This window comes from Candidatus Desulfofervidus auxilii, assembly GCF_001577525.1.
In the GTDB taxonomy this organism is placed as follows: domain Bacteria; phylum Desulfobacterota; class Desulfofervidia; order Desulfofervidales; family Desulfofervidaceae; genus Desulfofervidus; species Desulfofervidus auxilii.
Window position 1 is genome coordinate 1,946,075 of record NZ_CP013015.1, and the last position, 19,435, is coordinate 1,965,509.

20 protein-coding genes are annotated in these 19,435 nt (G+C 37.6%); 1 reads left to right on the forward strand and 19 read right to left on the reverse strand.

The features are described 5' to 3' along the window. Positions 1 to 5: 5 nt before the first annotated feature. The 12 genes from HS1_RS09695 to HS1_RS09750 form a co-directional block, all read right to left on the reverse strand. The gene (locus HS1_RS09695; protein WP_066064613.1) at positions 6 to 1,508 is read right to left on the reverse strand and encodes a DUF1302 family protein; all 1,503 of its coding nucleotides are present in this window, start codon (positions 1,506 to 1,508) and stop codon (positions 6 to 8) included. Positions 1,509 to 1,568: 60 nt separating this feature from the next. Beyond that, positions 1,569 to 1,913 (reverse strand): four helix bundle protein, encoded by a 345-nt coding sequence (locus HS1_RS09700; RefSeq protein ID WP_281178296.1) that lies wholly within the window; start codon positions 1,911 to 1,913, stop codon positions 1,569 to 1,571. A gap of 45 nt (positions 1,914 to 1,958) precedes the next feature. Next, on the reverse strand, positions 1,959 to 2,825 hold the full coding sequence (locus tag HS1_RS09705) for an outer membrane lipoprotein-sorting protein (protein WP_066064619.1): 867 nt from the start codon (positions 2,823 to 2,825) through the stop codon (positions 1,959 to 1,961). A gap of 11 nt (positions 2,826 to 2,836) precedes the next feature. Further along, the gene (locus tag HS1_RS09710) at positions 2,837 to 3,700 is read right to left on the reverse strand and encodes an outer membrane lipoprotein-sorting protein (RefSeq protein ID WP_066064622.1); all 864 of its coding nucleotides are present in this window, start codon (positions 3,698 to 3,700) and stop codon (positions 2,837 to 2,839) included. 14 nt (positions 3,701 to 3,714) lie between these two features. Next, the gene (locus HS1_RS09715; RefSeq protein WP_082757775.1) at positions 3,715 to 5,142 is read right to left on the reverse strand and encodes an aldehyde dehydrogenase family protein; all 1,428 of its coding nucleotides are present in this window, start codon (positions 5,140 to 5,142) and stop codon (positions 3,715 to 3,717) included. A 3-nt stretch (positions 5,143 to 5,145) separates the two neighbouring features. Next, a complete protein-coding gene (locus tag HS1_RS09720) occupies positions 5,146 to 6,126 on the reverse strand; it encodes a class II aldolase/adducin family protein (protein ID WP_066064628.1) in 981 nt (326 codons plus the stop codon). Continuing rightward, positions 6,123 to 6,578 carry a translation initiation factor eIF-2B alpha/beta/delta subunit family protein gene (locus HS1_RS09725; protein ID WP_066064630.1) on the reverse strand — a complete coding sequence of 152 codons (456 nt, stop codon included), beginning with the start codon at positions 6,576 to 6,578 and terminating at the stop codon, positions 6,123 to 6,125. The genes HS1_RS09720 and HS1_RS09725 overlap by 4 nt, the downstream gene beginning before the upstream one ends. Further along, complete coding sequence (locus tag HS1_RS09730) at positions 6,569 to 7,456, reverse strand: hypothetical protein (RefSeq protein WP_066064633.1); 888 nt, start codon at positions 7,454 to 7,456, stop codon at positions 6,569 to 6,571. The genes HS1_RS09725 and HS1_RS09730 overlap by 10 nt, the downstream gene beginning before the upstream one ends. Further along, positions 7,449 to 8,180, reverse strand: a complete 732-nt coding sequence (locus tag HS1_RS09735; RefSeq protein ID WP_172793677.1) for a phosphorylase family protein — start codon at positions 8,178 to 8,180, stop codon at positions 7,449 to 7,451. The genes HS1_RS09730 and HS1_RS09735 overlap by 8 nt, the downstream gene beginning before the upstream one ends. Positions 8,181 to 8,190: 10 nt before the next feature. Further along, on the reverse strand, positions 8,191 to 9,651 hold the full coding sequence (locus HS1_RS09740; protein ID WP_066064640.1) for a B12-binding domain-containing radical SAM protein: 1,461 nt from the start codon (positions 9,649 to 9,651) through the stop codon (positions 8,191 to 8,193). 15 nt (positions 9,652 to 9,666) lie between these two features. Further along, the gene (locus tag HS1_RS09745; RefSeq protein ID WP_066064643.1) at positions 9,667 to 11,991 is read right to left on the reverse strand and encodes an efflux RND transporter permease subunit; all 2,325 of its coding nucleotides are present in this window, start codon (positions 11,989 to 11,991) and stop codon (positions 9,667 to 9,669) included. Positions 11,992 to 12,225: 234 nt separating this feature from the next. Further along, positions 12,226 to 12,522: a hypothetical protein gene (locus HS1_RS09750; protein ID WP_066064645.1), complete on the reverse strand. Its 297-nt coding sequence runs from the start codon at positions 12,520 to 12,522 to the stop codon at positions 12,226 to 12,228. A gap of 224 nt (positions 12,523 to 12,746) precedes the next feature. Here HS1_RS09750 and HS1_RS09755 point away from each other — a divergent pair, with 224 nt between their 5' ends. Then, a complete protein-coding gene (locus HS1_RS09755) occupies positions 12,747 to 14,858 on the forward strand; it encodes an HD domain-containing protein (RefSeq protein WP_156469446.1) in 2,112 nt (703 codons plus the stop codon). 232 nt (positions 14,859 to 15,090) lie between these two features. On the opposite strand, the gene HS1_RS13525 is transcribed toward HS1_RS09755, so the two are convergent. From HS1_RS13525 to HS1_RS09790, 7 genes are all read right to left on the reverse strand, one after another. Then, positions 15,091 to 15,273 (reverse strand): hypothetical protein, encoded by a 183-nt coding sequence (locus HS1_RS13525; protein WP_066064654.1) that lies wholly within the window; start codon positions 15,271 to 15,273, stop codon positions 15,091 to 15,093. Between the two features lie 42 nt (positions 15,274 to 15,315). After that, positions 15,316 to 15,516 (reverse strand): transposase, encoded by a 201-nt coding sequence (locus HS1_RS09765; RefSeq protein ID WP_066064659.1) that lies wholly within the window; start codon positions 15,514 to 15,516, stop codon positions 15,316 to 15,318. Beyond that, positions 15,486 to 15,956 (reverse strand): hypothetical protein, encoded by a 471-nt coding sequence (locus HS1_RS09770; RefSeq protein ID WP_156469447.1) that lies wholly within the window; start codon positions 15,954 to 15,956, stop codon positions 15,486 to 15,488. The genes HS1_RS09765 and HS1_RS09770 overlap by 31 nt, the downstream gene beginning before the upstream one ends. 11 nt (positions 15,957 to 15,967) lie before the next feature. Further along, entirely contained in the window at positions 15,968 to 16,105 is a 138-nt protein-coding gene (locus tag HS1_RS13180; RefSeq protein WP_156469448.1) for a hypothetical protein, read from the reverse strand. Between the two features lie 61 nt (positions 16,106 to 16,166). Beyond that, a complete protein-coding gene (locus HS1_RS09775) occupies positions 16,167 to 16,457 on the reverse strand; it encodes a hypothetical protein (protein ID WP_066064665.1) in 291 nt (96 codons plus the stop codon). A gap of 508 nt (positions 16,458 to 16,965) precedes the next feature. Then, positions 16,966 to 18,186 carry a hemolysin family protein gene (locus HS1_RS09785; protein ID WP_066064670.1) on the reverse strand — a complete coding sequence of 407 codons (1,221 nt, stop codon included), beginning with the start codon at positions 18,184 to 18,186 and terminating at the stop codon, positions 16,966 to 16,968. Beyond that, the gene (locus HS1_RS09790) at positions 18,183 to 19,421 is read right to left on the reverse strand and encodes a hemolysin family protein (RefSeq protein ID WP_156469449.1); all 1,239 of its coding nucleotides are present in this window, start codon (positions 19,419 to 19,421) and stop codon (positions 18,183 to 18,185) included. The genes HS1_RS09785 and HS1_RS09790 overlap by 4 nt, the downstream gene beginning before the upstream one ends. Positions 19,422 to 19,435: the final 14 nt, after the last annotated feature.

Genomic DNA, 19,435 nt, shown 5'->3' on the forward strand with positions numbered 1-19,435 from the left:
AACTCCTAGAAACTATATTTTACTTCAAAATATAGCTCCTTACTGTCATTGAATTGACCATGAAGTCCGCTTTCCTTTCCTTCCAGGATGTGGGCACCTACAGTAGTAGTCCAGTGGTCTCCCCACTCAAAATAGAAGGAAGGACTTATCCTCCAATCATTATCATCACCATAAACTATTAAAATATTGGGTTTAAGCCTTTCATGAAAGAAATCAGTTGAAACTCTTAAAGTCAGTAAAGTTTCTACCTTATCCATAGCTCCCCCTGAAGGCCAGACAAATGGTTGTCCATCTATATCTTTTTTAGAATTAATTAATTGGATGAATTGAAAACTGGCCAGCCAATTGGTAACAATGTATTTATCCAAACCAATCACATAATTATAGCAATCTGTCTTTGCCCATTTAAATTTGCCATCTTTGGTGCGATAAGCCCTATAATCGTTTCTTACATAAGCAAATTCACCCCTCAAAGTCAGGCCTTTTAAAAATCCACTTACAAATGTCTTTGAGAATGTGCCTCCCCAGACATTTATACGGTGATATTTTTTGGTAAAGTAAAAGGTGCTCCCCGGAGGGGCAATCCCTTGAGAGTGAAGAAAGTTTTGTAGTTCCGTAGGGCTCATATGCATACGCATCGCTAGTTCCTGAAATTTTTGGGGGTCCATAGTGCTGGTATCTACAGTGGTGACCCTTTCAGGTGATTCTGTCTCCCAGGAATAAATATAATTTAAGGTATATTCAAAACTACCCAAGACATCCCGCCATCTTACCCCAAATTTTGAATTTCCCCATTTTTCTCCAGGTCTTCCTTCATGGGAAATTATCCGGTAATCAAAAGGAACTCCGGCCATGCCTGTGCGGCTAAAATTCAATAAAGCATCCATCATCTTGGCTCCTTCTTTACTGGTGCCAATAGCAAACGGTGCCCCTACGGCTGGCCAATAGTCAGGTTCAAAATCAGGGATTAATAAAAATTGAAGACTTCCATTTACTGTAGGTTGAAACTCTATCTTTAATGTCCAAAGGGGAATTTTTATTTCATTCCAGGGTTTAAGGGTAAATTCTCGCCAGTCCAATGGGTTTACATATTTATCCAAGACCCTTATACCATCTGCTGTCCCCCAGGTTATTAATTGCTTTCCTGCCCTAATATCTAAATACTCCGAAAAAAAGTCCACATAAACTTCCCTTACCCAGGATATACCCTGCCAGGTCTCTCGGTTGGTATACATGGCCTGGTGGGCAGGTGCGTATGCGTCTTCCTGATTGTAGGCAAAATCCCACCATTTATAAATATGGCCATAAAATGAAAGCCACGGTCTTGGTTTATATTGCCCTCTTAAGTCAACGATATTCATAATTTTAATCCACTTATGAAAGTCAGGATAAACCCCAGTCTCACTCTTAATATAACCCTCTACGGTGACAGGACCTTTTTGGTAAATAGTTGCCTGACCTAAACCTGGTAAAAAAACCACCAACAAAACAATTAGCCATTTTCTCATGATTTCCCTCCTCTTTAAATTTAAATATAAGGTAAAGGTAAAGGTTAAGGTAAAGAAAAATCATTTTTCTAGATTTTTTAAAGCTAAAATTACCTTATTTATGTCATTGTATAGCTGATTTAAACTGTTATCTAACTCCTCTGCTCTTATTCCATCCACATAACCTACTCTTTTTCCATATTCTAAATGGCTTTGTGTCTCAGTTAATGAGCCTCTTGCTATGTAATAGAAATTTATCTTGTCTAAAGTATGACTTCTTCCAAATGCCTCTGCAATATTGGCAGAAATGCTAAGTGCTGCACTCCTTATCTGAGATGTAAATCCGTAATCCTCTTTTTTTGGTAGTTTTTCCGTTGATTTATGGATAGTTTCTGCAATTTCCATCGCTTTCTTCCAGATAGGCATTTCCTTAAAACTCTTATACAATTCTCTACCTTTACCTGTGTTTTTTTACCATTCCTGTCTTTCTAAAATACGCGGTGAAAAATGTCTTTCCTTTAAACCTGAATTGTAACACCCAGGTTCAATAAGGAGTGTATCAGAATGTCCGGTGCGAAAGTTATAGACCTCCCATATCCTGGCCCACCAGCAACCTTCTTTAGGAGTATCAAAATAGTGAAAGATTTCTTTAAATTTCCTGCCTTTCTTGTCATAATACTCTTCATAAATATCAATCCCTGTATTTTTATCTATCCAGACAATGCGATGGGTGTAATACCACGGGTTTTTTTTGGGCACGGCCTTGATTTTGTAGCAGGGGGTATTGGCATAATAAATTTTTTTGTTGTAATGGGCCTTATAGCCTTTGAATATTTCTTCTCCTAACAATTCATATGTCTCATAACCATATCTTCTGGTAGTGACTTCTTCTACCGTGAATTCTGTGCCCATAAAAGAATCGTCTCCTTCGGCTTGCGAGACCTTTCTTATCTTTTTCATAGAAGGGAGCCAGATCCAGATATCATTCTGTTTGTTTATATCCATATAGGCCCAATTTAAGACCGCCAGCCCTTTGCTGTATTCAGGATAAGTAATGGCAATGAGGTCCTTATAGTCAAATCCATTTTTACCATGCATAATAATTCTTTTTCTGACCGCCTTCTTTTCCCTTTTATAGCCGGATTTATCTATCATGATTAAATTTACCCCATTATAGACCGCATCATTCACAAAACGGGTGAATTTGATATCAAACCAGTGTTGCATGATTTGCTCTGCAGTGGGATGAGGCGGTAAATCAGGTGGGCGACAGGTCATAGCCAGGCCCAGGCTTCCTAAAAACAAAAAAAACATTAGAAAAAAAAGCATTTTTTTCATAAAATTCCTCCTTACCATTCCATTCTTTCTAAAATCCTGGGGCTAAATGCCCGCTCTTTTAAGCCCGTGTTAAATTTATAGGTTTGAATATCTATGCAATCAGCATGGCCAGTGCGGAAATTATAGACTTCCCATATCTTTGAAACCCAGCAATTTTTTTCTGGAGTGAGATAGTAGCGAAAAATGACCTTAAATTTTCTTCCTGCCTTGTCATAATATTCGTCAAAGATAGCAATACCTGTCTTTTTATCTATCCAGATTATGCGATAGCTATAATACCAGTTTTTCTTTTGAGGGATGCCTTTTATTTTATAGCAGGGTGTATCCTTAAAATAGCTCTTACCGTCTAATCGGCTGGTATAGCCAGGGAAATTCCCCTCTCCTAAAAATTCATAGGTTTCATATCCATAACGACGGGTAGTAATGTCTTCTACAGTAAATTCACTGCCTAAAAATGAATCATCTTCTTCTGCCTGGGAAACCTTTCTTACCTTCTTTAAAGAAGGTAACCAAAGCCAGAGGTCATTCTGTTTTTTTACATCTAAATAGGCCCAGGTGAGCACAGCCAATCCTTTGGTATATTCAGGATAGGTCATGACTACTAAATCTTTGTAATCTGTTCCTTTCTTGCCATGCATAATCAAACGGCGCCGAATCCACTTTTTTGTGCGTTTAAATCCTGATTTATCAATCATGACTAACTGTCCTGTGTAATAGACATCATCCGCATAACGAGTAAACTTAATCTCAAACCACCGCTGCATAATTTGCTCTACTGTGGGATGAGGTGGCAAAGTTTTAGGCCGACAACTGGCTGCAAACCCTGTTGAAGGCAATAGAAATAAAATTCCCAGAAATAGCCATAACTTTTTCATAACCAACCTCCTTTTTATCCAAACCACCCTGATACCTGAGTCTTACCAAAGGAAATCCCAATGTGTTTTGGCTGTAAATATTCAAATAAACCCCATTTGCCCAATGTTCTTCCAAAGCCACTTTCCTTAAAACCACCAAAAGGAGTGCGGGCATCCATCTGAGCAAAGGTATTTATCCAGACCGTGCCATATTGAGCATTTTCAGCCAATGCCTTTGCTTTTTTTAAATCTTTTGACCAGATCTGAAGCACTAAGCCCGTAGGGTTTTGTGCTATTATGGTTTCTATTTCTTCTTGGTTAAATTTTTTTACTAACAAAATGGGATTGAAACATTCTGCATAAATCATTTCTGGTATTTCTATAATAGTGGGTTCAAAAAAATAACCTTTAGTTTCTAATGCCTTTCCGCCTTTAATGATTTTTGCCCTTTTTTCTTTAAATTCTTCTACCTTGTTTACTACTTCTTCTAAGTGTTTTTTTGACCTTAGAGGCCCCATACCTGTTAAGGCAGAACTAGGGTCTCCTACTTTTATCTTTTCCATTTTTTTACTTAAAAGCTCTAAAAACTGCTTATAAATACCTTCTTCAATCAAACAAACACTGGTATTAATGCACATCTGTCCCTGTTTCATAAAGGCAGAGGCCATAATATTTTCTGATGATTCTTCCAGGTCTGCATCTGAAAAGACAATAGCCAGATTTACTCCACTTAATTCACTAATGACTTTTTTAGGCCTTTTTATACTTTCAAATATCTTTTTAAATGTTTCACTTGCACCAGTGAAGGAAAACATATCTATATCTGATGCAGCCAATGCCTTTCCAATAATAGGGCCTTCTCCTGTAATGATGTTTATTAATCCCTCAGGAAAATCTAGCTCATCAATGTATTTTGCCAATTCTAATAAAGAGAGACTGCCAAGTTCAGATGGTTTAACAATTATGGCATTTCCTGCAGCCAAGGCAGCAGCGGCGTTAAATCCAAATAACATTAGAGGTACATTATAGGGTAAAAACATGCCCACTACACCAAAAGGGACATATTCAACCATATCAAAAGCATCTTTATTAAAGAATGAGGGAAAAGAGACATTTTCTATCAAAGAAGCATAATATTCAAAACACTGAGCAGCTAAAGGAATATCCACAAAGAGTGTTTCTTTTATGGGTTTGCCTATTTCTTTTGTTTCTAATTCAGCCAAATTTTTTAGATTTTCAAGGATTACCTTAGAAATACCTTGTAATAATTGTTTTCTTTCTTTAAAAGAGGTCTTTTGCCAGGTTTTTTGAGCCGATTTTGCTTTTTCAATACAAAATACCAAGTCACTTTCATCTGCTTGGGGTATTTGAGCAAAGACTTCTTGTGTAGCCGGATTTTCTATTAAAATTTTTTCTTTTTTATCCCTAAACTCTCCACCGATATACATACTATATGTGTGCATTTTTTACTCCACTCCCACTTCTTTCCAAAGGGCAAATGTCCTTTCAAATACAGGAAACCATTTAGAAAGTTTATTGAAATCCCCCTTTAGTTTTATTTTGCCCTGGTTGAAGGCTACAAATGGATCGAGTTCACCATTAAAAATTTTTTTCCAAAACTCCCCTTTAGCCGAAAACACAAATTCTGCATTTTCTTCACTATTTTTTACTTGTATTATCTTTCCTTGCTGATAGCAAAAAGAAATAGTTGTCTTGCTATCTGTTTCTTTATTGCATAAAACAGTAGTAAGATTGAGTTTTTCCCCTAAAGAACGGGCAGTTTGATCATTGTTTATTGTTTCTACCAAAGCCGCAATATGCTCTTTAGAAAATAATTTGTATTTCTTTACTTGGGTTTCTTTTTTAGGAGGGATTTTAGCCAATGACTTCAAGTTATGAGTGATTAAACTAACCTTAGCGGTGGTTTCTAAAAGTTCAATTAAAGAAAACACAGAGACAAATTCCTTCCCTATGGCTACCACCCCATGATTTTTTAGCACTACTATATCATTGTTTTCTAGAGCACTTATCACTGGAGAAACATCTGTAACTGTAGGAGTAGTTTGAGGGATGGCAATAATATTGCCCAGATAAATTTTTTCTTCGAAGGTAATGGGCGTTAAGGTATCAAAATAGTGAAAATAATATACTGTCCAGGGCGAATGGGCATGGATGACAATAGGTTTTTCTTTAAAAGTTTTATGGATGACCAGATGAAGAGCTAATTCTGAAGTGGGTTTTTTACTACCTTCTAAAACATTGCCTTCTTTATCTATGACCAAAATATCTTCTTTTTCTAAAAATCCTAAATAAGCATTATGTGCGGTAATAAGAATCTTATCATTGATACATTTTGAAATATTGCCAGAACTTCCACAAAGCAGCCCCCTTTGATGCAACTGCCCTCCCCAGAATATGATTTCTTCTTTCTCTTGCTCGTAACTCATTTTATGAACTCCATGGGCACATATTCGTCTTTTGCTTCCACTGCTGCATTTTTGAAAAATAAACAGCCATCTATGGTTAATGCATCCTGGTCAAATACCCTTAAATCAATTTCTTCGCCTTTTAATGCCTTAATAGGCACCTGATGCAAATGAGATAAAAGACAGACATAAAGGCTTCCACAGATACCCCAAAAATGGCCATTTTCCATTTTTTTATAAAAAAATAGCACCTCTTTTATTTTTTGTTTATAAAAAAGAAGTCCTAACATATTATCTGTGACATAAATGGGTTTCACACCTTCTTTGTTTAATCTCTCTGCTACTTTAAGCCCTAAAATATAGGGTCTCATTTCTGGTATAAACACCGAGTTGGTTTTTTTAATCTTTTTTAATCCTTCTTTTGAAGGAATGCCCCAAAGAAGAGAAAGACTATTTAGTTTTTCTAATCGCATATCTCTATCCACCCTGAAATATATTTGGCCGGAGTAATATCAAATGCCGGATAAATTGTTTCTGGAAAATCCCTTTTTTTAAGCCACATAAACACCTCTTCTTCAGGCCTTTGTTCTATTTCAATATTTTCTATGTCTATTTCCCTTGGGTATTGGGTAAGGGCATAAAAAGGAATCTTAAAATAATGGGCAAGCCTGGCTAGGGCATAGGTGCCTATTTTATTTATAATATCTCCTTTTTTATTAGACCTATCTGCCCCAGTAATGACACAATTTATTTGACCGTCTTTCATTAAAATGGCCGCCTGATTGTCGCATATCAATTTTGCAGGAATATGAGCCTTATTTAACTCCCAAAAGGTAAGTCTTGTCCCTTGTAAATATGGCCTGGTTTCTGAAACAAAAAATATGGCTTCCTTTCCTATTTCCTTTAAGGCAGAATACAAATAAACGAGTTCTCCATTTAGATTACAGATAGTTAAAATTCGGGCTTCAGCAGGCAACAATTTGGCCAATTTTTTAACCCGTTTTTTTCTCTTTTCTTCAAATCCCTGGACAAAACCATTTACTGCCTGCTTTATATCTAAATTCTGTCCACAGGCTTTCTTTAATATTTCTGCCAGACGGAAAAAATCAAAGGTAGGACGTATTTTTTTAAAGGCCATAGCAGTTTTATCAATTTCTCTCACTAAAGCACAGGTATAAAAAAACAATAATACCTGACCAAAGGCCCTGGTCTTCATTTTTCCTAAGACTTCTAAGGCCTCATCTAAACTTTTCACTGTAATATATGCTTCTTTAAAAGGAAGTTGCGTTTCATCTAAGACATAAATAGTATTATTTTCCATCCTTACCGGAAAGGCCAGTGGATTATACATCAATTACTCCAATCAGATCAAAGGCACGGTCAATCATCTTTTTTTCAGCATCAAAAACTTTAATACTGGCAAAACCAATTTCTCCTGTAATTAAATTATCACTGACCAATAAAATAGCGGCTGCTTTTTTGTCATAAAGATTAGCAATAGTTAAAAAAGGGCTGGTCACCATATCTACGGCAATGGCTCCTTGACTGATAGCCTCATTGACCACTTCTTTTGTTTCTCTCAATAAGGCGTCTGTGGTCCAAACCATACCTTTATGTATCTCTTTAAAGACCGTGGCCAATTTACCATTTAATTCCTGATCCGCCTCAGGGATAGCCCCATCATTTACATAATATCTAGTAACCCCATCTCCCCTTAAGACACTCTCTACTAGAACATAATCCCCAATGTTTATCTCTTTTCGCATACTGCCACATGAACCAAGTCTGATTAAATAATCCACTCCCCCTGCACAGAGCAATTCTGTTACTAAAGCCGCATCTGGGGCATACATTCCACCATTCCCTACAGTTACTCGCTTTCCTTTATATTCTCCTGTCCAAAAGGTGTAACCAAAGGCAGAAAAGTTCTTTAAGGGATTTTTTAGTTTTTCTAAAGCCATACTTACTCTTTGGGGTTGACCACTGATAATGGCAATTTTTGCCAAATCTCCTTCTTTAAACTGCACTGCCTTTAATAAATCCATTGGTGTGATGTGAATTTCCCTTTGCATCATTTTTAGGCTCCTAAACAAAGATTTCATCTTCAATAGCTGCTTTGGTATGGGCTTCGGCGGTTTCTATATAGCATCTAGCAGTAAGCCTACAGAAAGGATGATATTTTTTATCATATAAAATCCTCTGTACTCGTCCGGGCTGACTATAAAACTCCCTGTTTGCCCAGGCCGCCAATCTACCCAGGTCTTCTTTGCTTAGATATTTGGTAGATACCACGGCATGCTGAAAGTCCCACTTTCTTAAATCCTGATCTTCAATGAATGGCTCAAGCTCCTTATACATGGGAATACCTGGTAATGGAGTCATAATTTGGAGGGCAGTCATATCAGGGTCAATATGGTTAATTCTTTCAAACCTGTCTTTAATCTTTACTTCATCGTCATCTGGAAATCCTACCATCCAGGTAACTACTGACATAATGTTATTTTCCCGAAAGAGTCTTACAGTTTCTGCTACCTGATCCACACTAATTCCTTTATTTATCTTCTCTAAGGTTTTTTTATCTACTGCCTCCATCCCAAAAAGCCCACAAACAAAGCCTATTTTTCTCAAGGGTTTTAATAAATCCTTGTCTCTCAAGTGATATGGGGCACGTCCCATAAAGAAAAATTTGACCTTGAGCTGTCTCTTTTCCATTTCTTCAATAAATTCCTCCATCCTTTCTCTATATACATTAAAATCTTCATCCATCATCACTACCCACTTTGCCCCAAACTGTTTCTCTAGGAGTTCTAATTCCTCTGCTACCCTTTTGCCTGAACGAATGCGGTAACATGTCCAATCTTTATCCCCTCTATGGTCATAGTTGGTCCAACCCACACAAAAACGACAACCATTGGGACAACCTCTGGAGTGATAGGTTTCTACATAATGCTTGATCCGGTTAAAACCAATATATTTATCCATAGGAAATAAATCATAGGCAGGGAGGGGTAAATCATCCAGATTTTCTATTAAAGGACGATATTCTGTAAGTTCTACTGTCCCATTATTCCTATAACTTAGCCCCTTTATTGATGGAATATCAGGGTCTTTTTTACTTAATTCTTTAGTTAGTTCTGGCATGGTGCGTTCTGTTTCACCAGCAATGACAAAATCAAATTCAGGTGTTTCTTCAAGCATCTTTGGTGCATTTGCCCCGTAAAAAAATCCCCCTACACAAATTTGGACTTGTGGCATGTTTTCCTTAATAAGCTTGGCTGCCCTTTGATACCTTGGATGGATAGCCGCTACACCGGTAGTCTGTAAGGCATCTCCCATATAGACTAAGTTTGGTTCTATTTCTTTAATAGCATTAATCATTTGTGTTTCACTAAAATTTAAGGCACGACAATCCAGGACTTTAATTTCAATCTCTGGATACCATTCCCTTAAATTGGCAGCTAATTGGGCATGATTGACATTTATGGCAATGTGTCTTCCCCAAGTAACCCAGCCACCCATGGGGGGTTGTAAAAACAGAACCTTCATTTTTTTCCTCCTTTCCTATTTATCCATAGGTTTCATTAAAAAATTTGGCTTTAAAAGTAAGATAAATATAGGCAATATAATTAATGCCGAAAGCATATTAATAAACAATAAAAATCCTAAAGTGCCTCCTAGCTTTGCCTGCAATTTCAGATTTGACCATACCCAGGACCAAATCCCAATGGTTAAAATGCTTCCTGTAAAAAACACTGCCTTACCACAGGTGAAAACAGCCCGATTGATAGCAGTAATCAGATTAACTCCTTTCTCTTTTTCTTCCTTAATCCTGGATGCCAAATAGATACTGTAATCGATGCCCAGTCCTGTGCCCATGGCCGCCACAGGCAGGGTGGCTACCGTAAATGGAATATTAAACAATCCAAAGCTACCAAAGGTTAAGGCAATGCTAAAGGCCAGGGGAATAAAGAGAATTAAGCCACCAGTAAAAGAGCGTAAGGCTAAAGTAATACGGAGAAATATAAGCAAACTCAAAACAGCTATATTAGTGAATAAGCTTTTTTTAATAATTTCATTGGTTGCTCCTAAGATCCCGATTAAACCACCTGCATAATCAAAACTTAAAAGGTGACTACGATGATAATTTTTTATCCATTGTTTGGTCAAACTAACTACGCGTTGGATAGTTGTTCCTTGACAGTCTTTTAAGTCAAAGCGGATGTTGGCAAATTGATGGTCTGGGGTGATAAAGGCATCAAACTCTCCTGGGAAGGCATTACTTTCATAAAGAAAGATGTATTCTCCAATAGTGCTATCTTTTTTAGGCACTTCAAATTGATGCTGAATGGCTAGATTCATTAACTTGATATAATCAGCTACCGAAAGGCTATAGCCTACTTCTTTCAGATTATGACGCAAAAATCTATTTAATTCGTCAATTTCTTGGATTGCCTCTGATTTAAGTAATGATTCTGGCCCTTTGCCTTTAATCAATAAATAATAAGGATTTGAGCCCTCAAAATATTTATTTATCTTTCGCTCCGCTACATTATAAGGTGCATCTCGGTAAAGAGTAGAAGTTCCTGGTTCATTTTCTCCTATCTCTATGTGCTTAATGCCATATATAGCAGTGAGAAAAAGAGTTACAAATAAAGTCAGCATAAGATACATCCGCCATTTTCTCTGCCAGAGCCACATAAAGCGTTTAAGAATAAAGGCTGTAAGGCTTAAATGGCTATTGTTCTGTTTTTTAAAATAAGGGACAGGGAAGGTAGCAAAACAGGCAGGTAAAAACATTACTACACTGATAAAGAGACTTAAAACACCCAAACTGCCTAAGACCGCAATACTTTTCATGGCCGGGATAGGAATTAGGATTAAAGAAAAAAATCCCAAAAAATCAGTAAAAATAGAGGCACGGATAGGACTTAATAAAGAAACCAAAACGGTATGAGCAATATGTGTTTTATCTGTTTTTAAATGACTCTCTTCAAAATACCGCTCCATGAATTGAATGCTATGACTTATAGCCAGAATAAAGATGAGAAAGGGAATCAATATAGTAAAAGGATTGAGGGTTAAATGAAACACATTAATTATAGCTAGACTAAATACCACCGACATACTACCTGCCAATAAGGGCAATAGAAATCCCCGCTTTTTCCGAAAGGCCAAAAACAGTAAAGAAAGAATGATGACTAAAGTCACGGCAAAGATATGGAAGATAAAAGATAAATTGGCATCAATATAACCTTCTAGAATGGGTCTACCACTTAAATAGATATTTACATCGGCCCCTTGGTAACGACTAACTATTTCTTTTACTTTGGCATAAATCTGGTGGGCAGGGATATCTTCTTTAAAATCAGCTTGAATTAAAGTAGCCTTAAAGTCTTTGGAGACCAGAGGCCCGTAAACCAGGGGATTATGTTCAATTTTTTTTCTCAATGATGCCAATTCTTGGGGTGTTTGGGGAATTTCACGGAGGAGTTTGGTAACCGAGAATCCATCAGGCCAAATTTCAATGTGTTTCACATTCTGGGCAAAAAGAGAATGAACCCTTCTGGGATTGACCTCATCTAAAAGTTGGATTTCTTCCGCTATCTGCTGGACTTCTTTTAAAACAGCCGGCTGCAGTATATCACCTTGCTGAGCTTCAATAGCGATATTTACCCTATTTAACCCCCCAAAAAGCTGGTTAAGGGTATTTTGCACAGAAATAAATCGATGTTTACTAGGAATGAAATCAATTTGACGGGTCTCTATCTTAATGTCCCTAATAAGAAAGAGAGAGACAATAGATAGAAATATAGGCAGAAAAATGCCTAAAAGACGCCACTTGAGAATAAATTTAGCAATCCGCTCTTCTTTTATAAGACCTGCCATAATTTTAAAGTAAAATTTTAATGACAAGACTTTAATAGTAAAATTTTAATAGAAAGTCAAGAGGTAAATTATAGGACTTTCCCCATTTTTAACCCATTATCTCTAGTATCCAATAGCCTCTCCTTTTCTCTTTTTTGCTTCCATCCCATACCCAAGCTAAATAAGGCATTTTGTTAGCATAACTCTTGCTTATGTCACTTAAATCAACAGCAATTACACTGTCTTTTCTTATTTTTATTCCTGCCTGACGGCAGGCAGGGCCCCATACTTGATAATTTCCTCATTTAACTGCTCAGAAAAATCCTCTCTGCTTATCTGTCTTGAAAGCCTACATTCTGTCTTAATTAAGGAAATGTCTTCATTTAAAGCACGGGCTATATTTGAAAGATTCACATCTTTAGCTGCTTGAATTCCATAAATCATCTGATGAATGGACTTCCCCTTGGGCTTTTTAAAACTTCTGCTCACTTTATGACTGAACTTAGTTATTTGGGCTTTTACCTTAGAAATAAGTTTAATTTCTGAATACATCCTTTGTCCCCCTTTTGAAGTTTCCCCATTTTTAACCCATCACTGCTTCTTAAGCTAGACAAAAAGACGTATTCCACTTATTGAACGCCAAAAATCCTTAATTCATCCCTGCCTGCCTGCCGGCAGGCAGACAGGGATGTTTTTAAAGATTAACTTCTAAATTTTGGGGAATGTCCAATCTATTTTTCTCTTGACATTATCCTTTTCTTTTACTAACCTGCAAGGTGCAAGTTAAAATCAGCGGTTTTGCAGAGGACAAAGTGAGCGAAGAAATAGAATGGGTAGAAGCACCCTACGACGTACCTTTTAAAAATCTCAAAAACAATGTGGGAGAGGTACTGAAACGTTTTGACCAACAGTTATTTACACTGCATGATGCAAATCATTGTCGCCATGTCGAAAGGATGGTCAAAGCAATTCTGGTGAAGGCAATGGAGAGGACGAATATAGAACTTAGTCCACTAGAACGTTTTCTGCTCTTCTCAGCAGTGTGGGTGCACGACGTGGGCATGGATGACAAAATAGCCGAGGAATATTTTAAAACTATGATGGGAGAGGCACTTCTTGATAGAAAGAGGGAGGAGCATCATTACATTTCTGCTTGGTATCTTCTGAAATATTACGAGGAGATTTTTTCCAAACCTACCAAGATTCTAGACAAGCTGCATTATGATCTTGAAAGATACGTCAGAAGCATAGCGGTGATAATACGGTACCACAGAAAAATTGAGTCTCTCGATACATGTCCCAAGACAGATTACATAAAAGGAGAGATTATCAGGCTCCGCCTGCTCAGTGCCATTTTGAGATTGGCTGATACCCTCCATATTGACAGCACACGTGTTGATCCAAATCTTTATGCAATGGTCCAGATTGCTGCATTTGATAGGGCTGCCAGGCTACACTGGTTGAAATCGTTCTTTGTTTCCAATGTGCACATAAATCCCGAGACACAGACAATTAGTGTCACTCTTGACCTACCTGATCATAATCTCTTTGCCGGTTACGTTGGTAAAAGCAGAAGCCCCACTATGGGAGACATATGGAAGCTGCCCAAAAAGATTGACGAACAAATAAAGAACCTCGAGTACATAATCAACTCAGACATAAAAGAAGATCTGGTAGCGGTAAACAAAATCTTTACAGATTACAAAATGCCTACCTACGTAAGGGTAAAGATACAGAGAAGGGTTGTCCCGGGATTCTCCATAGACGCATATAACGAGTTTGTGAGTCTTTTGAGTGAGTTGGACATGCTGTTTTCCCCTTACACCTCGAAGGTCATCAAAAGGGCTCTGGAGTGCCTGAGATCATTTCAGAAACACGACTTTAAGAACCGCATTGAAAATTTCCAAAGTCAACTCCGGCAAATGCTGGTTTATTTTGATCAGATTCTTGCCAAACGACCGTGCCATCTCGGGTTGCGCAAGATCAGAGATCTCGTCGAACTAGTCCAGAGAGACCTTAACAGGTGCCTCCCTTCTCATCCCAACCCTGGAGAACTGATAGGATCCTTTCAGGCCAAACTTGGCCAGATTGCCAATTTAATCGAGAATTCTATGGATTCCGCCAAAGAAAAGATCGCTGGCAAATGCAAAGAAGTTATAGGCGAGGAAGCTGAAAGCATATTTCTGTTTGGCTACAGTTCGACAGTACTGAAGCTGTTAGGGAAAATGGCAGTAAAGGAGCCTCACGCCCGAAACAGACTGAAAATCTTCGTTTTGGAATGCAGCGGAAAAAGAAAATTTACGCACAGCAACCTGCTTGAGTACAACGACGGCCTTCGCTATGCGATTGATATCTCAAAGCTGGGATACAAAAAAGTCTTTATCATTCCGGACACAGCCTTTCCATCCTTGCTTAACATGGGTGCAACTGCAACAGACATAAGCCAGGTGGTGCGTGAAATTGAACCTCCCGACCCAGGAAGGTCAGTCGTGTTATTCGGGACAAACGGAATAGATGAAAACGGCGACTGTGGTCACACCTCAGGACACCTGATGGTATGCATAATAGCCGGGTATTTCAAAGTACCAGTGAAAGTAGTCACGCATTCTTTCAAAATCGGCACAATACCGTGGAACTTACAGGCACGTAGAGAAGGCGATTGGCTGACCACCCAGCCCAATTTGGTCGAGGATATGCGGGACAGCGGTGTTCAGCTGTTCAATCCGAGAGAAGATAAGATTCCGTTCAACCTTGTGAGTGAGATTTATACAGAGAACATTGATATAAGAGGAAGTAAAAGTGAGAAAAAAAACCAGCTGGCTGAGCTGTTGAAGTTTTCCAGAGAGTCCTTTGAAAAACTGAAGTACTGTCTGCAACAATGCCAGTAGTATTTTGAAAAAGCAGTGCAGAGAGGAGGCCTATTCGGAACCGAATATATGTCAAGAGTGGTTGGCTGAATGTAGGGTACGCCGAGGTAAATTGCGTCAGGGGCCAGCGTTATTACCTACCCGTGGGCCATCTTAATTACCCACTTAAGTCTTTTATTATTTTTCTTGAACACCTACTCTTTGTCCCTAATCTTTGGCGTATGCTTTTAAACTCAACTTTGACACCTAAAAATCAAAATTTGCCTATATTTGGGCATTTTTCACCTGTAATTTCAGACGTACCCACTACATTCTTCCCTATCTCAAGCACCCGTGGAGGTACAGCTAAACCTGCTGCCCTAACCCTCAAGTAGGCTTTGCCATTTAACTCAGTCCTTACTAAATAGTATTTGTCACTACACTTAAGCTTTACCACCCTGCCTGCGGCAGGCAGGCCTTACGGTTAAAAGGTTTTTTATTACCTGATGGGGGATATATCTGGCTCCATCTCCTTTAACCTTTTTGTAAACTCCCATTCAAGCAATAAGGCCAAAAAGCATAAAAAGATATGGGCTTTTATCCGCCGAGGTACATAGTGATAAATGGGCTGTATCTCAAAATGGCTCTTTAATTCCCTGAATACTCGTTCTATCTTCCCTGTCTGCCGACAGGCAGGCATAACTTCCTATAGGCCAAGGCTATCTCCTCTGCCTTAAGTTCTGTGTTACTGGTAATTACATATTTACCATCGTATTTCTTTTTTGCTTCTACCTTTTTAGGGTTAATCTTGATGCCTTCCCTTTCTACGGTTAGGTATCTTTTATATCCCCTGTTTTTGATTAATCCCTTGGGGGCCTCTTTAAGCCGTTGTTTGAGTTTCTCTAAAAGCATTTCTCTATCCAGGGCATCTTTCTCTGCTTCATAAGGATTAAAACAGATGATGTATCTTTTTTCGTTGAGTTTTATCTCCTTAATGGATAAATTATCTTTTATTTTCTGGTATCTACCTGCCCTCTTTGATACCTCTTCTCTTACCTCCTTTAGACTCCTTAATTTTACCCCTAAGATGTATTCCAAACCCTCTTGCTCAAGTAAGGCTATGTTTTCTTTACTCACCATGCCTCTATCACTCACAAACCTGTCTGCCGACAGGCAGGTATGACTTGATTTAAATCAGGCCGTTTATCTTTGGATAATCCCCTTTGCATGAGTTCATTCTCTTCTCCATAGAATTTAATAGAGGTGGTATCAAAAAACACTAAGTCCACATCGGCATTAAACAGGAATCTTGATAATAAAGGGTATCTTCTATCTCCTTTGCCTTTCTCTCTAAAAAGTCCCTGTCTGCCGACAGGCAGGCAGACTGCGATAAAGGTGATGCAGTTCTATGTCTTGCTCTACTCCGTGAAGATATATCTCTTTTTTTATCCAATCATAAGTAGAAAGCTTACTTATAGGGTCAATAAGCCTATTTAACACTAAGGCAAAAATAGTTGAACCTAAATCAAACTCACAGTTTGACTCTTTAGCAAATCTCTCCATAATCCTTTTTAAACCAGTCTTCTCCCACAAACTTTTAAAAACTACCACTGGTCCATACACTTTAGCATATTCTGCCAAAAGGCCCTTTGAGGCATCCCCGCCTGCCAGGACGGGCAGGTATAATGGCCCTTTTCTCTGAAAATTTAACTAGATTATCAATGATGGTATCCCCGCCTGCCGTCGGGCAGGAATGCTCCTCTGGGTGGAAGAACTGTCCAATCTACCTAGGTTGGCCAGGGTAATCTGTTTTACTCTTTTGCCTTCTCTTTTAGCCGTGCAAAGTAAGAGATATTCTCTTACCGAACCATTTTTGTTCTTGCATCTTTTTACCCTGAAGAACATGACTTGACGTTGACATAAACATATTTCCTTGTCAGGGCTTTTTTATATTACACGTGACACTACATTTTCACAAAACGGACATCTCGTTTTTCATTTATGCCCATTTTTACTGCATTTTGTTTTTCGGATATAGCCAAAATAGAGGTTTTGCTGTCAAAGTTGAGTTAGAAATACTTTTAAGATGTGATTAACTAATTCTTTCACAATTTTATAAAGAGTTAATAATGAAGGGATTAAAAGTCAATTATTTCTCCATACTTACTTCCACTTCTTCTACTCCTCTGGGATGAACTTTACGGATGATAAAAGTAAGATTATTATAACGAAATTTTTCTCCTGTTTTCGGGATTCTTCCTAGATGATACAAAATAAAACCATTTAATGTTTCATAATCTCCTTTAGGTAAATCAAAAGGGAGCATTTCATTAATATCGTCTATTTCCATCCGCGCCTTAATGAGATATCTATTTTCCTCCAATTTCTGGAAAAACTCAGGTATTCGTTCATCTTCTCCTAAAATTTCACCAGTGATTTCTTCAACTAAATCTTTAATGGTAACGATTCCCACTGCCCCACCATATTCATCTACCACTACGGCCAAAGGTTGCTTTTTTTGTTGCATTTCCTTTAAAAGTTGGTGAACTGGTTTTGTTTCAGGCACAAAAAAAGCAGGTTTAATATATGGTTTAATACTTACCTTTAAATCTGGTAGGTTAATAAGGTCAAGATAGTGAATAATGCCCACAATGTGGTCTACTCTCTCTTTGTAGACTGGTAAGCGAGTGTGAAGATATTTATTAAATACCCCAATAGCCTCTTCTAGAGTAGCTTTGTCAGAAATAGATATTACTTCCATTAAGGGAATCATAACCCTCTTCACATCAATCTCTGTAAAGGTGAAAAGACGGGATAAGAAATTGCGCTCTTTCCGAGTAAGTTTTATTTCTAACTCATTTTTTTGAATGAGAAATTTTAGCTCTTCCTTAGTAAAAAAGGCAATTTTTTGGTTTTCTTTTGCTCCTGCGAGTTTGAGAAAAAAATTAGTTAAAGCACTTAAAACCAATACTAATGGAGCCAGAAGAAAACTTGCAATTTTTAGTCCATAAGCTGACTTGGGAGCAATCAAATTGGCATATTGGCGACAGATGGTCTTAGGCACTATTTCTCCAAAAATTAGAAAAATAGGAGGTAAACTCACAATAGAGAGGATTTCACCCCAATTGCCTAAGGATTGTATTAGAAAAGAAGTAGTGAGAGCAGTATTAATAATAACACTTAAATTTGTTCCCAGAAGGGTAATACCAAAAAGAGAAGATGGCTTTTCTAAAAATTTTAGGGCCTTTTTTGCTCCCTTTGCCCTAAGATATCTTAAATCAGCAGAAACAAGGGCAATCTCAGAGCCTGAAAAGAATCCCTCTAAAAGTAAAAGCGTAAAAAATATAATTAAACTTATTATGGGGTTCATGAATTAAGTTTTTCTACCTCTAGTTCAGTAATTCTTCTTCCTTTAAGGCCCTTTACTGTAAATTTAAAATTAGCAATTTGAACAGAGTCTCCTTTTTTAGGCAATCGTCCTAAAGCACTCCATATAAGTCCACCTAAAGTATCTTCCTCAGACTCTAAATTTGTTTTAAAGAAAAAGTTAAAATCGCTTAAAGGGGTTTTGGCTAAAACCCTATACTTGTTAGGGGCTATCTGTCTATACCATTCTTCAGTAACATCATATTCGTCATAAATTTCACCAAAAAGCTCTTCTAAAAGGTCTTCTGTGGTCACTAATCCCTTTATACTTCCATATTCATCCACTATCATGGCCATAGTAATTTTTTGGCTTTGAAGTTCTGCTAAAAGTGTGTCTACCTTTTTGGTAGTTGGAACAAAATAAGGAGGAAGGAGTTTTTCACGAAAGTCCTTTAACTTTCCTGTTTTTTCACTACCCAAGAGGTATTTAGTGTGAAATATACCAATAACATTATCTAAACTACCTTCATAAATAGGAATTCTGGAAAAACGGTGGTAGTTAAGGGCATTTATTACCTCTTGCAAATCTGTATCAATAGAAAGAGCAAAAATATCAGGCCGTGGAACCATAATTTCAGAGACCGTTTTTTGGCGAAAGCGAAACAGCCTTATAATAAATTCCTTTTCAATGGATTTTAACTCTCCTTTTTCATGACCGGTTTCAATGAGGTCTAAGAATTGCTTCTCTAAAAAAACCGGTTTTTTGGGGGGAGGAGGCATGAAGAAAAGCACAGTATTTATTATATACTTCTTAATAATATTATGGAAAGGAGTGACAATACGGACAAAAAAGTCAATAAAAGGACTAACTCTGATGCAAAAACTAGGTGCTTTTGCATAGCTAAAGGCCTTGGGAATAATTTCTCCCAAAAGGAGTAAAAGGGGTGTCATAACCAAGATGGCAAGCCATTTCCCATTTTTCCCATAAAGAGTGAGGGCTACTGAGGTAGCCAAGGCTGATGCCGTAATGTTAACGGTGTCATTCCCAATGAGAATAGAAATAAGTAAATGATTTGGCTGGACAAGTAAAGAGGCTGCTTTTTTACCTCTTGAAGTTTCCTTGAGTTTTAGAATTTGATACCGGGTAAGGGAAAAAAAGGCAGTTTCTGAACCAGAAAAGATGGCAGAAAATATTAATAGAAGAAAAATTAAGCAGATTTTAAAATAAACCAACTCCATTATTATTAAATTTA